The organism is Rhodoferax sp. PAMC 29310 (assembly GCF_017948265.1).
Classification (GTDB): domain Bacteria; phylum Pseudomonadota; class Gammaproteobacteria; order Burkholderiales; family Burkholderiaceae_C; genus Rhodoferax.
Genome location: NZ_CP072852.1, coordinates 3,871,385 through 3,884,639, shown reverse-complemented (window position 1 = coordinate 3,884,639; position 13,255 = coordinate 3,871,385). Strand labels below are relative to the sequence as shown.

Genomic DNA, 13,255 nt, shown 5'->3' with positions numbered 1-13,255 from the left:
CTATGGAAACTAGTGAAACTTCGCCTGCCACGCGACAGGCCAGCGCATCGGAAATTCATCAATCTCTTGGCGTGCTGACACGGCAACTCCACGATTCCTTGCATGGATTAGGCTTGACTGACCGGTTGAAAGGGCTCGCAGGTGAGCTGCCCGACGCCAAGAGTCGTCTGTCATACATTGCTCGATTGACGGGCGACGCCGCAGACAAGGTGCTGAACCGAGTCGATTTGGCGAAGGCGCAGCAAGACCACATCGCGGCAGAAACTCGCCGCATTGGCGCCTTGATTGTCAAAGACCCCGTGGCTGCTGTGGCCAAAGGGCATGTCATGAACTTCATCACCGACGTGGAAGCATCGACCAAAGAAGTGGACGTGCATCTGACCGAGATCATGATGGCCCAGGACTTTCACGATCTCACGGGTCAAGTCATTGCCAAGGTGGTCAATTTGGCAGCCAATATTGAAGAGCAATTGATCACACTGCTGCTCCAGACAGCACCCGCCGATACGGTCGAAAAGCCAATCATCCAAGAAGCGGCGCCTGCGTACGAACCAGCCTTGAATGGCCCGGCCGTGGATGCTGAGACCAACCCTGATGTGGTGAAAGGGCAGTCCGAGGTCGACGACCTATTGGCCAGCCTGGGCTTCTGATTTCACCATCGAAGTAAGCGGCGAATACCCCGCTTATTCCTCTTTAGTTTGCAAACTGCCTTATGACAATGGGGAGAACTTAACAGTCTCCCCTCCATGGAATCAAGCAGCCAAGATCGCAACTTACCAGCATCCGACAGGAAGCTGAAGAAGGCGCGCGACGATGGCCAGGTAGCCCGCTCGCGGGACTTGGGCCATTTGGCAATTCTGGGAACCGGCGCAGTGAGCATGATGGGCCTTGCGCCTTTCATGTTTGAAAAGCTGCGCTACCTTTTAGGTCACCAGCTGACCTTTGACGCCACCTTTCTCGCCCAGCCTGACAGCGCGTTGTCACGCCTGCAGGAAATGGTCGCGGCCGGGCTGGCTGGCTGCGCAGTTTTTGGCCTGATCATCATGCTGGTCGCCATGTTGAGCTCAGTGGCCACAGGCGGCTGGGTCATGAGCGTCAAGCCCATTACACCGGACTTCAGTCGCGTCAACCCACTCAGCGGACTGGGCCGCATGTTTACCAAGGACAAGCTGACTGAAGTCGCAAAGATGGCTTTTATTGCGGCCACGATCATCGCGCTAACGGCTGTGTACCTGAATTCAGGACTGCAATCGCTTGCAGCATTGGTGTTACAGCCCTCCAACGCTGCCATTGCCTTTCTGACTGATTGGCTCACAACGGGGCTGGGGCTGCTACTTCTTGTGATCTTGATCGTGGCAATGGTAGACGTGCCACTTCAAGGATTCCTTCACAAATCCAAGATGAAGATGTCTCACCAAGAGGTGAAGCAAGAACATAAAGAGTCAGACGGCAACCCGCAAATGAAGGGCAAGATGCGGCAAAGACAGCGCGACATCGCTCAGGGCAATAGCGTTGGCGCGGTTCCAAAGGCCGATTTCGTCTTGATGAACCCAACCCACTTCGCCGTGGCCATCAAATACGACGAGAAAACCATGCGCGCCCCTCAGGTGATCTCAAAAGGGGCCGATCTGCTGGCCTTCAAGATTCGCGACATTGCCAAAAATAGCTCGATACCAGTATTGCAGTCGCCCATGCTCGCGCGGGCGCTTTACGCGAACGCTGAAATTGACCAGGACATCCCAACCAGTCTTTACACCGCAGTGGCCCAAGTCCTGGCTTATGTCTATCGCCTAAGGTCCGCTATGCGGGGTGACGGCCCCATGCCGGGCGACCCGCCCGAGCCCTTTGTTCCACCTGAGTTGGACCCGCACTCCAAGGTCGTCGCCAATACAACCGGATCCACGCCATGAACAGCCAATTGAAGCTATTTCAAAAATGGTTTGGCACCAACGCGGCGTTAATTCAGGGCGCCGCCGCGCCCATTCTGGTGGTCGCCATTTTGGCCATGATGGTGCTGCCCATGCCCACCTGGTTGTTGGACACCTTTTTCACCATCAATATTGCCGTGGCTTTGATGGTGATGATGGTGGCCGCCTACATGATTCGCCCGCTGGACTTTGCGGCATTTCCCTCCGTTTTGCTGCTCACTACCCTGATGCGCCTGTCGCTCAACGTCGCCTCTACACGGGTGGTGTTGATGGAAGGCCACACCGGCCCCGGTGCTGCGGGGGCCGTGATTGAGGCGTTCGGACATTTCCTGATTGGTGGCAACTTCGCAGTCGGCTTTATTGTTTTCGCCATTCTGGTGGTCATCAACTTTGTTGTGGTGACAAAGGGTGCGGAGCGAATTGCAGAAGTGTCAGCCCGGTTTGCGCTGGATGCGATGCCCGGCAAACAAATGGCAGTGGATGCGGACTTGAACGCAGGGCTGATTGACGAAAAGGAAGCGAAACGTCGTCGCGCAGAAGTGTCCGAAGAGGCCGACTTCTTTGGCTCCATGGACGGCGCCTCCAAATTCGTGCGCGGCGACGCGGTGGCCGGCATTTTGATTTTGCTGATCAACATCGTCGGCGGATTCATGATTGGCATGGCCCAGCATGGCCTGAGCGCATCCAAAGCCGCCGACACTTACATTTTGCTGGCCGTGGGAGACGCGCTGGTGGCGCAAATCCCTGGATTGCTGATTTCGGTCGCGGCGGCCATGGTGGTGTCTCGCGTTGGCAAAGACCATGACCTGGGTCGCCAGATCATCGATCAGATGTTTGTATCGCCACGCGTGCTGGGCATCACGGCAGCGATCATGGGAATCATGGGAATCATCCCCGGCATGCCCAACATCGTGTTTCTCAGCATTGCCGCTGTGTTGGGCTACGCTGCCTGGTTGATGGCCAACAAGCCCTCGCCACCAGACCCAGCCTCGCTGGCGCCGCCTGCGTCTGTTTCCGACGGGGAAGCCAGTTGGGATGACCTGCAACCGGTTGACCAACTGGGACTGGAGCTGGGTTACCGCCTGATTGCGCTGGTGGACAAGACCCGTCAAGGCGACCTTTTGAACCGGATCAAGGGTGTGCGCCGCAAGTTTGCCCAAGAAGTGGGGTTTCTCCCCCCTGCTGTTCACGTTCGTGACAATCTGGAGCTCAAGCCCAGTGGTTACCGCATCACCCTGCGGGGTGTGATTGTGGGAGAGGGGGAAGCCTTCCCCGGCAACTTTCTGGCCATCAACCCTGGTGGCATCACCACGCCACTGATCGGCACGGCGACGACCGACCCTGCTTTCGGTTTGCCAGCACACTGGATCGACGATCGCCAAAAGGAAGCCGCGCAAATGGCGGGTTTTACCGTGGTTGATTCTGAGACTGTGATGGCCACCCATTTGTCACACTTGATGCAAGTTCAGGCCTCCAAGCTACTGAGCCGAACCGAGACCCAGCAACTTGTTGAACACGTCAGCAAACTGGCCCCGAAACTAATCGAAGAAGTGGTTCCAAAAATGGTCCCCATCGCTGTATTCCAGAAAGTCCTGCAGTTGCTGCTGGATGAGTCTGTGCACATACGCGATATCCGGACCATCATTGAGTCCCTCGCTGAGCACGCCAGCACCGTATCTGACCCCGCAGAACTGGCCCGCCGGGTGCGTATTGCACTGTCTCCCGCCATCGTGCAGCAAATCTATGGCCCGACCCGCGAACTCAACGTCATCGCCATCGACCCCGCTTTGGAGCGCTTGCTGGTTCAAGCCCTGGGGAACGCAAGCGGCCCGGCACTGGACCCCGGCGTGGCGGAAATATTGACCCGTACCGCAGCGGAAGTTGCCCTCAAACAAGAAGAAATGGGCATCCCCGCCTGTCTTCTGGTTCCCGACCAAATCAGGAGCGCGATTGCACGTTTGGTGCGTCGCGTTGCCCCCCGTCTTCAGGTACTCGGACACAGCGAGATTCCTGAAACGCACACCATTCGCATCGGCCCGATCCTCAAAGGTGCAACATCATGAACATTCAACGATTTACCGCTCCCACATCCCGCGAAGCGCTTGCCAAGGCCCGACTCGCTTTTGGCGATGGCACGTTGATCTTGTCCAATCGAACGACTGCATCAGGCGTTGAGGTTGTCGCCACAGGTGAAGACACCTTGGCAGCATTGGACAAGTCAGAGTTGGCCAACCGTGAGAAAAACCCATCGCAACAAAAACGGGCGCCAGCCAACACTGTTGACTCGCGAACAACCGTTGAAGAGGATGTTGCGCAACTCTCAATGAGCACATTGTCGTTTCAGGACTATGTACGCGAAAGGATGCTGCGGCGTCGGGCCGAAGCTCTCTCGAGCCCAAGCGAGCCGATCGTCAGAGCGGAACCAACGCCCTTGCGCCCCTCGACCTTCGAAACACGTGTAGCAGCGGTGCCGCCGGAGTTCCGTCCAGCAGCCAAGCAAGCCCCTCAGCGCGCCACCACGCAGACGCGCGCTGCCAGCCCTCAACCATCCCTGGCCGCGCCAGCCCTGTCACAAGGGATTGTGGACGAACTCCACGCCATGAAGGCCTTGATTGAGGATCGGTTCAACACATTGACCTGGCTCGGCCAAGCCCGTCAAAACCCGATTCACTCCAACCTGATGCTCAAGATGATCCGGGCAGGTTACTCCCCAACCTTGTCACGAACCATCCTCGAGCGCATGCCCGAGGACATTGGTGCAGCCGAATCCATGCGCTGGGTTATGGACATCCTGGAGCGCAATCTCAAGACTGACGCTGATGCCAGCCCCATCCATGAGGAAGGTGGAATTTTTGCGCTCGTCGGAGCAACAGGGGTGGGGAAGACCACCACCGCCGCCAAACTGGCGGGACTCTGTGCCCGGCTCCATGGGCCGAGCAGCGTCGGACTTATCACCCTGGACACTTACCGTGTCGGCGCCCACGAGCAGCTTCGCACATACGGACGCATGCTTGGGGTTGTGGCTCATTTGGCCCATGACCGTGCCGCCTTGCAAGACTTGCTTGGCCTGCTTTCCAATAAAAAGATGATCTTGGTGGACACCACTGGCCTGGCGCCCAGCGACCCTCGCAAACGCGACATGCTTGAAGTGCTTGATTTGCCCAAAGTCAATCGCCTGCTGGTTTTGAACGCCGGCGGCCATGGCGACACGCTCGATGACGTGGTCTCTTCTTTCAAATCCAGCGGGATTCAGCAAGCCATTCTGTCCAAGATTGATGAGGCCGCCAAAGTCGGCCCTGCACTGGACGCCATCATCCGCCACCAACTTCTGTTGCGCGGTGTCACCATGGGTCAAAAGGTCCCTGAAGACTGGGAGTCTGCGGATGCCGCCAAACTGATTCGGCTGTCCATGCGTGCACCGACCAAATCAGCGTTTGACCCCAAGCCAGCGGACCTGGGCTTCTTCTTCACGCAGCCCGCCGTCACACAGACAGGACGATTTGATGCTTGATGCATGCGTCAACCAGGGCGCCGGACTGCAGCAAATCGGGCTGCAAACGGCCCCAAAAGTCATTGCAATGGCCAGTCACGGCGACCAGCAGGGCGAATTGCCCCTGCTATGGAGCTTGTGCTCCACGCTGGTGGACCTCGGATATTCTGTGGTGGTCCTGGATGCGCACGCCGCAGAGTCAGAAAACAACCCGGGGCTGTTGCAGTTATTTGACGGTACCAGCTGGCCCAACGATCAAAGCGGCGCGCCAAATGCTTGGTCCGTCCTTCCCGCTGCGCAAGGTTTGCGCCAAATGACCCAGCATTTGCCCACATCGGATCGCCTGCTGGCGCCTCTGGGCGGCCTGTTGGGAAACTATGGCGTGATCGTGCTGTATGCGCAAGCCGACATACTCGTCGACCTCCTGCCGGGCAGCGGCATTGAACCGCTACTCACCGTGTCGCCGCTTAAAATGTCTTCCATCACGGCTTACAAATCACTCAAACAGATGTTGCAAAACGCCGGCCTGAAGCCTACAGTGGCTCATATTGCGGTTCACGACAATGCGATGCGCGGGCAGAGGACGCAATCGACGATCCATAAACTTCAGGAATGCTCCATGGCCTTTTTGGGGTACAAAGTAGATGCGCTCACCATCAGGGTGGGTGACGCAGAAGCACGTATTGCCGACGATGTGCATCGCCTCACTTTGCGCCTGCTGGAAAACGCAATGCCCTTGCCCCGCTACCAACCTGGAGGAAGCCTCTGATGTACACCGCCAAAGGCCACCTGGACCGAAACGCGATGATCAAGCAGTATCAACCACTGGTCAGGCGTCTGGCGCACCACATGATGGCCAAACTTCCAGCCAATGTTCAGGTCGACGACTTGATACAAGTGGGCTTGCTCGGCTTGTCTGATGCGCTGACACGGTATGAAGCGGCACAAGGGGTTCAATTTGAGACCTTCGCCACGCAACGAATTCGGGGCGCCATGCTGGACGAATTACGGGGCAACGACTGGATGTCTCGCGGCTCCCGCAAAAGCCAGAAAGAAATTGAACAGGCCATGCGGCGCCTTGAACACACGTTGGGGCGCGCCCCAATCGAAAGCGAAATTGCCGCGGAACTCCAGATGACTCTCAGCGATTATCAAACCCTGCTAGGCAAGGTTCGCGGGACTCAACTGGTCTACATCGAAGACATGGCACACGGCCAAGATGATGAAAACAGCTTTCTTGACCGCCACGTGGCAGACGAAGACGCTGATCCATTGAGCATGCTGCGGGACCAGCGAATTCGCCAAGCCTTGGTGCAAGCCATCAAAAACTTGCCCGAACGAGAACAGTTCATAATGAGCATGTACTACGAGCAGGACATGAACCTCAAGGAAATCGCGGCTGTTCTTGAGGTAACTGAGTCCCGCGTGTGTCAGTTGCACAGCCAATCCATTGCACGCTTGCGCGCCAAAATGCGAACGCATTGAGGTCCAATCAAAAAAGCCCGTTGTATAACGGGCTTTTTTGTGAGCTGACCCTAAAGTCAGGTCGCAACGACGTTGAATGTCCCCGACGATTTGCCAGGCGCTCCATACGGGCCACTCGCTTTGGCATAGGTTACGGCGCGGGATGCTGGCACCAGTGTGTGCAATGAACGCTCCACCACCATGGTCTGACGAATAAGACTCTCGCGTCGGATGGCCAAGCTGCCGACAATACGTTTCAAACGCAATTGAAGAGAAGGAGTTTTTAACGCTGCTGAACCCAGCCTGGGAACTATCTGGGAAAAATTGACAGCGCCCTGGCGCAAGGCAGCGCTGGCCAGCGCCAGAGCCTGCGGGTCACCCAGGACCAGCGCGTCGGATACCTCTTGAATGAGTCGCTCGATTGAACACAGCAGGTTCTCGATGTCAGGGGAAATTACCATGTGGCTCTCCCCACCGCCCCATCAAGAATCAGTTTGAGGTTCGCTTGAGGATTTCCTGTGCGGAGGAAATCAGCTTGTCCGCGATCGCTTCTGGGTTCACTTTGTAAGTGCCCTGTTCGATCGCCGAGCGCACCGAGTTGACTTTCTTCATGTCGACATCCGCTGCTTCGCTGCGTTTGGATGCCTCCAGTGTGCGCGCCATGGGTGACACTGTCACGGCGACGCCCGCCGACGGCGCTTGCGCGCTGGCTGCCGAAGCGGCGGTCGAGCTCTGCCCCCCTTTGGCGGGCGCATTCGCGGCTGTAGAATTGACGGGGACAGAAGTATCTGAAGGTTGACCTATTTTCATCGTGCTCTCCAAAACTACAGTACGTGTAGCCTCGTAGGATCACTATCGGCGTAATTTGAGTCAACTTTAGCGTTATTTTCAGTGCGTGTGGGAAATTCATATATCCAACCTCACCGTTCTGCTGTCTACGACCACGCCGGTCAACACTCGACCATTGTCCAATTTCACCCGTGCAGACTGTCCGACCACACCAGCGCTCATGGCCTGGCCTGCCGATGTGATCTGAAAACCGGCCCCTTGAGCGACCACCCTCACCTGCGAGCCGGACTGAAAGACCTGCGCGGCGCGGGTCATGCCCGCTCTGAGAGCCTGACCAGCTGGAAGCGTTCTGGAAGCCACCTGGCCCACCCATTGCGACTGGTTGGCCATGACCGGCGTCCGCTCCTCGGCCCAATCGACTTCGGCCTCAATCGCATCATCTTCAGTCAAGACGGTGCCAGGCAGCACATGACTTTTCAGGACCCATGCAGTGCCGAAGGCCCGAATGGTGATCGGCAAAAAAACGTTCCAACGGGAAACGCCTTCAAGGCAACGCAGGCCCAGCCGGGTTTTCCCCCATAGCTGCGTCCCAACCGGAATATAAGGCTCGACTCTGGCACACGGCGCCAACTGAAGCCGCCGGTCCAACTCACCCAGCACGACCTGCATGCGCAAAGGAACGGACTCCGTCGGCCGAATGTTGGATACCGCCTCATCCAGCCAGCGTTGGGTCGCATGTAAATAGTCTGGCGTGCCCTCTTGGGCATGAGCCTGCTGCGCGAAAGACAGGACGACGCTCAATCCAATGGCCGTGGCCCATCGGCCTCCCCGGTATGAAATTGATCGTTGATTGAACATGGCGGCCCTCTAAATTGATGCATTGAATATAGGGAGACCGCCAAATCACAAATCTATCAAATGCACGCGTTTTACCCGTTTATTTGGAGTTTAGAAATACCCGGTGCTTTTCATAATCACTTCACGGCAGGCATCAAGACGATGGCAGGCCAGACCGGATATCGAAAATGGAGGTGATACATGCTGAACAATTTGACGAGCAATCTGGATTTTCAATCCAAGGCGTTGCTGGTGCGCGCTGAGCGCCAGCGTGTCATTGCCGGCAACATCGCCAACGCCGACACACCGGGATTCGCCGCTCGCGACCTGAACTTCAAGGACGCCATGGCCGCAGCCACAGGGGGCGGCGCCCTTCAGCCCAGCAAATCAGGGGCTGCTGGAAGCACCACACACTCCAAACATATTCCCTTGACCGGGACTGCCGGTGGCGCCTTTGGCGGCAATGCCCAGTTGGGCTATGTGGTCCAAACCCAACCCAGCCTGGATGGAAATAGTGTCGATCTCGATCAGGAGCGCGCCAATTTTGTTGACAACGCCGTACGGTACGAAGCCACCCTGCGGTTCATCAATGGCGGCGCCAAAACAATTTTGAGCGCCATTCAGGGCCAGTAACAGAGGCCTATAGGAGAGTCCCCATGTCCATGTTTTCCATCTTTAGCGTCTCCGGCAGCGCCATCAGCGCCCAGTCGCAGCGCCTCAACGTGGTCGCCAGCAATATGGCCAATGCCGATGCCGTGGCGGGTCCGGACGGCAAAGGCTACAAGGGTCGGCAAGTGGTCTTCGAGACCGTGCCCATGGGCTCCGACGCCTCCTCCGGGGTAAAGGTGAGCGCCATCAGTGAAAGTGACGCCCCGCTTCGCAAAGTTCACAACCCCAGCCACCCGTCGGCCGATGCTGACGGCTATGTGACCCACTCCAACGTGAATCCGGTGGAAGAGATGGTAAACATGATCTCAGCCTCCCGTTCTTATCAAAACAATGTTGAGGTCATGAATACGGCCAAAACGCTGCTGCTTAAAACGCTGCAGATCGGTCAATAAACAATCGCAGGCACGCACCATGACCATGATCTCCGCCCTCAATACAAGCAAGACCGTTAGCTCGCTAGCCCCCGCGAGCAGCGCCACCACCGCAGCCAGCGACGCCAACGCCTCTCAGGACCGATTCTTGAAGCTGTTGGTCGCTCAGCTCAACAACCAAGACCCCATGAACCCCATGGACAACGCGCAGATGACCAGTCAGATGGCGCAGATCAACACGGTAACCGGTATTCAGCAAGTCAATGAGACGCTGAAAGGCATGGCAACCAAATTTTCATCGCTTCAGGTTCTTCAGGGAACGTCGATGGTGGGCCACGGGGTGCTGATTGAAAGCAACTCTTTGACTCGTGTCAATGGCGTGGCAAGCGGGGCAATTGATATTGCCGGACCAACGGACTCCGTCAAAGTCGACATTTTGTCGCCTGGTGGACAAGTTCTGGACTCCTTCAACCTCGGCTCGCTTGGGGCGGGCCGGCACCCTTTTAGCTGGGACGCCTCCGCCTATCAGGGCACGGGAGAGCCGAGCTATCGAGTAACGGCCAAACAAGGCGGAAATTCAGTTTCAACAACCTCACTTGTTCGAGACACAGTGATGTCAGTGGGTAGTGAAAACGGGGCGATGACCGTACAACTACAAGGCCGCGGCGCTGTTGCCTATGACGACATCAAGGCCATTTTGTAACTTCATCGTCCACCGTCTCGCACCCAACAGCACCCAGCACTCTCAAAGGAACCACTCATGTCTTCCCAATCAGGTCTTTCCGGTTTGAATGCCGCCGCCCGCAGTCTCGATGTCATTGGCAACAACATCGCCAATGCCAGCACGACGGGCATGAAATCTTCTCGTACCGAGTTTCACGATTTGGTCGCCACCTCCAGCAGCGGAAATAGCTCGACGTCAGCAGGTATTGGTACCGGCGTGGCTGCGGTATCGCAAGCATTTACCCAAGGCAGCCTAAATATCACAGGTCGTGACCTCGATGTCGCCATCAATGGCGGTGGATTTTTCCAGTTGACGATGCCCAATGGAACAACCGCATTTACCCGAGACGGCACCTTCAAGCTGGATACCAACGGATTTGTGGTCACCAACGCTGGCGCCAACGTGATGGGCTATCCCACGTCGGCCACAGGTACATCGACAAGCACCATCATTCAACCTTTGCAACTGCCGACAGCGGCGGCCATTCCGGCAAAACAGACAGCGCAGGTCTCCGCCAGCGCCAACCTCAACGCGGCCGCTCCACTGGCCGTTGGCTCACCAGCCGTTTTGGCCGTCCCGGCCAGCGTAGGCCCACCTCCCACACCCGCGACTCCTGGCGTGGCCGCTGTTCCTGCAACCCCGATCGCCACCTTTGGAACCTCACTGACAGCCTACGACGCGCAAGGGGTTCCCGCGCCAGTCAACGTCTTTTTCAGCAAAGTGGCGCCAGCAACAGCAGCCACTGATCAATGGGATGTCTACGATACCGCAGCCTCAGGTGCAACAAGAATCGGCTATGTCGTTTTCGACACATCTGGCAGCCTGGTTGGCGCCTATGACAATTCGGGCACGGTCACCGCAACACCCATGACGCTGACCATGACGGTCACGCCCTCCTCCACCAGTATCGTGCCGCCCTTTCCCGTTGCGCTGGATTTGACCAAGGTCACTCAATATGGCGCCGCCTTTTCCGTGAGCAGCCTGGCCCAGGACGGTTACCCACCGGGCGAACTGACCGGCATGAAGGTTGGAGACGACGGAGTCATTACCGCCCGGTACTCCAACGGGCAAACCCAGTCCACTGGGAAAATTGTTTTGGCCGATTTCCGGAACCTGCATGGCCTGTCGCCTGTGGGCGGTGGCAACTGGGTTGAAACCAGCGCGTCCGGTCAACCCATTCAGGGGTCACCGGGAGTGGGCAAGTTCGGCATCCTCCGTTCTGGTGCGCTGGAGGAATCCAACGTCGACTTGACGGCGGAGCTGGTGAACATGATGACAGCACAGCGGGCCTACCAAGCCAACGCGCAGACGATCAAGACCCAGGATCAGATGATGCAGTCCATCGTGAACTTGCGCTAATCGAGCTACCGCGATCCGCCGATATTGAAAGGGACTAGACGTGGACCATCTCATCTACACCGCGATGACCGGCGCCAATGCGGCCGCACAGCGCCAGGCGGTCCTGTCCAACAATTTGGCCAATGCCTCCACCAATGGGTTTCGGGCCGAGCTGTCGACCTTTCGCGCGGTCCCCGTGCGTGGTGATGGCGCGACCACTCGGGTGATGGCGGTCGAAGCCACCGCTGGCTACCTCGACCGCGCAGGCCCGGCCCAAAATACCGGTCGGAGTCTGGACGTCATGACGGCTGACAACTCATGGTTCGCCGTTCGCGGGCTTGACGGCACCGAAGCCTATACCCGCAGCGGCTCATTTGAAGTTTCTGCGGAAGGGCTGCTGGTGACTCCCAATGGACTGCCCGTCTTTTCAGACGGCAGCGCCCCCATCTCCATTCCGCCGGGCGCGGACGTGGCCATTGGCACCGATGGCAATGTCAGCGCCAAGGTGGGCAATGCAGCCCCTACCAGCCTGGGGCGCTTGAAGCTGGTCACAGCAACGGCAGAGGAAGGGTTGAAGCGCGGGGAGGACAGCTTGTTTCACCCGGTGTCGGGAAACCCCCTGCCCAATGACGTGAACGCGCGCTTGCATGTGGGCGCACTAGAAGGCTCCAACGTCAACACCATCGAAGCCATGGTCGGCATGATTCAAACAGCCCGCCAGTTTGAGACCCAGATGCGATTGCTGACAACCGCCGAATCCAATGACCGCTCCGCAGCTCAGCTGCTCGGACTGCAAGGTTAATCCGCCACCGCTCGCTCCGGCCTGACCCGACGACGACCACCAAGGACACTATTATGATCAACTCTCTCTGGATCTCCAAAACCGGCATGGAAGCCCAGCAAATGCAGCTGGACGTCATTTCCAACAATCTGGCCAACTCCTCAACCACCGGCTTCAAACGCGCCAATGCCGTGTTTGAAGACCTGATGTACCAAAATCTTCGCCAGGTGGGATCGAACAGCACCGAGCAGTCCCAGTTGCCCACCGGCCTGCAAGTCGGCCTAGGAGTACGCACCGTGGCCACCAGTCGCTCTTTTGCGCAGGGCAACTTGCAGCAGACCAGCAACAACCTGGATGTCGCGATTCAAGGCAACGGCTTCTTCCAGGTCACCATGCCCGACGGCACCACCAACTACACCCGTGACGGCCAGTTCCAGGTCAACGCGCAAGGGCAACTCGTTACCGCCACGGGCCTTCCCATTGCCAACGGCATCACGGTACCCGCCAATGCGACCAGCGTTGCGATTGCCGGGGACGGCACGGTGACCGCACAAGTGCCGGGCACGGTTTCCCCCCAAGGCATTGGCACCATTGCGCTGGCCAGCTTTGTGAATCCGGCCGGTCTGGACCCCAAGGGACAAAACCTTTTTGCGGAAAGCCCGGCCTCTGGCCAACCCAACAGTGGCACGCCCGGCGCCGACGGACTAGGCTCGCTCATGCAAGGTTTTGTGGAAACCTCCAACGTCAACGTCGTGCAGGAACTGGTGACCATGATTCAGACCCAGCGTGCCTACGAGATGAACTCGAAGGCAATCCAGACTTCCGACCAGATGTTGCAAAAACTCGCGCAGTTGTGATCTCCAT

The 13,255-nt window shown here is 57.7% G+C and carries 15 protein-coding genes; 12 read left to right on the top strand and 3 right to left on the bottom strand.

All coding sequences use genetic code 11. From position 1 onward, the window contains the following. Positions 1–2: 2 nt before the first annotated feature. The 6 genes from J8G15_RS18045 to J8G15_RS18020 all read left to right on the top strand — a co-directional run bounded on the left by J8G15_RS18045 (position 3) and on the right by J8G15_RS18020 (position 6,903). On the top strand, positions 3–650 hold the full coding sequence (locus tag J8G15_RS18045; RefSeq protein WP_210543913.1) for a protein phosphatase CheZ: 648 nt from the start codon (positions 3–5) through the stop codon (positions 648–650). Between the two features lie 96 nt (positions 651–746). Then, positions 747–1,910: a flagellar biosynthesis protein FlhB gene (locus J8G15_RS18040; protein ID WP_210543912.1), complete on the top strand. Its 1,164-nt coding sequence runs from the start codon at positions 747–749 to the stop codon at positions 1,908–1,910. Beyond that, entirely contained in the window at positions 1,907–3,991 is a 2,085-nt protein-coding gene (flhA, locus tag J8G15_RS18035) for a flagellar biosynthesis protein FlhA (protein ID WP_210543911.1), read from the top strand. Before J8G15_RS18040 ends, flhA begins: the two co-directional genes overlap by 4 nt. Continuing rightward, positions 3,988–5,439, top strand: a complete 1,452-nt coding sequence (gene flhF / locus J8G15_RS18030; protein WP_210543910.1) for a flagellar biosynthesis protein FlhF — start codon at positions 3,988–3,990, stop codon at positions 5,437–5,439. The genes flhA and flhF overlap by 4 nt, the downstream gene beginning before the upstream one ends. After that, positions 5,432–6,187 (top strand): hypothetical protein, encoded by a 756-nt coding sequence (locus J8G15_RS18025; RefSeq protein ID WP_210543908.1) that lies wholly within the window; start codon positions 5,432–5,434, stop codon positions 6,185–6,187. The genes flhF and J8G15_RS18025 overlap by 8 nt, the downstream gene beginning before the upstream one ends. Beyond that, complete coding sequence (locus tag J8G15_RS18020) at positions 6,187–6,903, top strand: RNA polymerase sigma factor FliA (protein WP_210543906.1); 717 nt, start codon at positions 6,187–6,189, stop codon at positions 6,901–6,903. The genes J8G15_RS18025 and J8G15_RS18020 overlap by 1 nt, the downstream gene beginning before the upstream one ends. A gap of 56 nt (positions 6,904–6,959) precedes the next feature. Here the strand turns inward: J8G15_RS18020 and J8G15_RS18015 are convergent, their stop codons facing one another. From J8G15_RS18015 to flgA, 3 genes are all read right to left on the bottom strand, one after another. Next, on the bottom strand, positions 6,960–7,343 hold the full coding sequence (locus J8G15_RS18015; protein ID WP_210543904.1) for a hypothetical protein: 384 nt from the start codon (positions 7,341–7,343) through the stop codon (positions 6,960–6,962). Positions 7,344–7,371: 28 nt separating this feature from the next. Then, positions 7,372–7,692 (bottom strand): flagellar biosynthesis anti-sigma factor FlgM, encoded by a 321-nt coding sequence (gene flgM, locus J8G15_RS18010; protein ID WP_210543902.1) that lies wholly within the window; start codon positions 7,690–7,692, stop codon positions 7,372–7,374. A 96-nt stretch (positions 7,693–7,788) separates the two neighbouring features. Further along, positions 7,789–8,529 carry a flagellar basal body P-ring formation chaperone FlgA gene (gene flgA, locus J8G15_RS18005; RefSeq protein ID WP_210543901.1) on the bottom strand — a complete coding sequence of 247 codons (741 nt, stop codon included), beginning with the start codon at positions 8,527–8,529 and terminating at the stop codon, positions 7,789–7,791. A 180-nt stretch (positions 8,530–8,709) separates the two neighbouring features. Between flgA and flgB the strand changes: the two genes are divergently transcribed. Genes flgB through flgG form a run of 6 tightly spaced genes read left to right on the top strand, consistent with a single transcriptional unit; the run spans position 8,710 to position 13,248 of the window. Next, positions 8,710–9,141: a flagellar basal body rod protein FlgB gene (gene flgB / locus J8G15_RS18000; protein WP_210543900.1), complete on the top strand. Its 432-nt coding sequence runs from the start codon at positions 8,710–8,712 to the stop codon at positions 9,139–9,141. A 23-nt stretch (positions 9,142–9,164) separates the two neighbouring features. Further along, the gene (gene flgC / locus J8G15_RS17995) at positions 9,165–9,569 is read left to right on the top strand and encodes a flagellar basal body rod protein FlgC (RefSeq protein ID WP_210543899.1); all 405 of its coding nucleotides are present in this window, start codon (positions 9,165–9,167) and stop codon (positions 9,567–9,569) included. 19 nt (positions 9,570–9,588) lie between these two features. Beyond that, positions 9,589–10,251: a flagellar hook assembly protein FlgD gene (locus J8G15_RS17990; RefSeq protein ID WP_240538361.1), complete on the top strand. Its 663-nt coding sequence runs from the start codon at positions 9,589–9,591 to the stop codon at positions 10,249–10,251. A gap of 57 nt (positions 10,252–10,308) precedes the next feature. Beyond that, the gene (flgE, locus tag J8G15_RS17985; protein ID WP_210543898.1) at positions 10,309–11,631 is read left to right on the top strand and encodes a flagellar hook protein FlgE; all 1,323 of its coding nucleotides are present in this window, start codon (positions 10,309–10,311) and stop codon (positions 11,629–11,631) included. Between the two features lie 40 nt (positions 11,632–11,671). Continuing rightward, positions 11,672–12,412: a flagellar basal-body rod protein FlgF gene (gene flgF / locus J8G15_RS17980; protein ID WP_210543897.1), complete on the top strand. Its 741-nt coding sequence runs from the start codon at positions 11,672–11,674 to the stop codon at positions 12,410–12,412. 53 nt (positions 12,413–12,465) lie between these two features. Continuing rightward, positions 12,466–13,248, top strand: a complete 783-nt coding sequence (gene flgG / locus J8G15_RS17975) for a flagellar basal-body rod protein FlgG (protein WP_210543896.1) — start codon at positions 12,466–12,468, stop codon at positions 13,246–13,248. Positions 13,249–13,255 lie beyond the last annotated feature (7 nt).

Excerpts from the sequence above, each read along its gene's own strand:
- flgE (WP_210543898.1), top strand. The coding sequence starts at position 10,309 with ATGTCTTCCCAATCAGGTCTTTCCGGTTTGAATGCCGCCGCCCGCAGT.
- flgM (WP_210543902.1), bottom strand. The coding sequence starts at position 7,692 with ATGAAAATAGGTCAACCTTCAGATACTTCTGTCCCCGTCAATTCTACA.
- flgA (WP_210543901.1), bottom strand. The coding sequence starts at position 8,529 with ATGTTCAATCAACGATCAATTTCATACCGGGGAGGCCGATGGGCCACG.
- J8G15_RS18025 (WP_210543908.1), top strand. The coding sequence starts at position 5,432 with ATGCTTGATGCATGCGTCAACCAGGGCGCCGGACTGCAGCAAATCGGG.
- flgB (WP_210543900.1), top strand. The coding sequence starts at position 8,710 with ATGCTGAACAATTTGACGAGCAATCTGGATTTTCAATCCAAGGCGTTG.
- flgG (WP_210543896.1), top strand. The coding sequence starts at position 12,466 with ATGATCAACTCTCTCTGGATCTCCAAAACCGGCATGGAAGCCCAGCAA.
- flgC (WP_210543899.1), top strand. The coding sequence starts at position 9,165 with ATGTCCATGTTTTCCATCTTTAGCGTCTCCGGCAGCGCCATCAGCGCC.
- flhA (WP_210543911.1), top strand. The coding sequence starts at position 1,907 with ATGAACAGCCAATTGAAGCTATTTCAAAAATGGTTTGGCACCAACGCG.
- J8G15_RS18045 (WP_210543913.1), top strand. The coding sequence starts at position 3 with ATGGAAACTAGTGAAACTTCGCCTGCCACGCGACAGGCCAGCGCATCG.
- J8G15_RS18040 (WP_210543912.1), top strand. The coding sequence starts at position 747 with ATGGAATCAAGCAGCCAAGATCGCAACTTACCAGCATCCGACAGGAAG.
- J8G15_RS18015 (WP_210543904.1), bottom strand. The coding sequence starts at position 7,343 with ATGGTAATTTCCCCTGACATCGAGAACCTGCTGTGTTCAATCGAGCGA.
- J8G15_RS17990 (WP_240538361.1), top strand. The coding sequence starts at position 9,589 with ATGACCATGATCTCCGCCCTCAATACAAGCAAGACCGTTAGCTCGCTA.
- J8G15_RS18020 (WP_210543906.1), top strand. The coding sequence starts at position 6,187 with ATGTACACCGCCAAAGGCCACCTGGACCGAAACGCGATGATCAAGCAG.
- flhF (WP_210543910.1), top strand. The coding sequence starts at position 3,988 with ATGAACATTCAACGATTTACCGCTCCCACATCCCGCGAAGCGCTTGCC.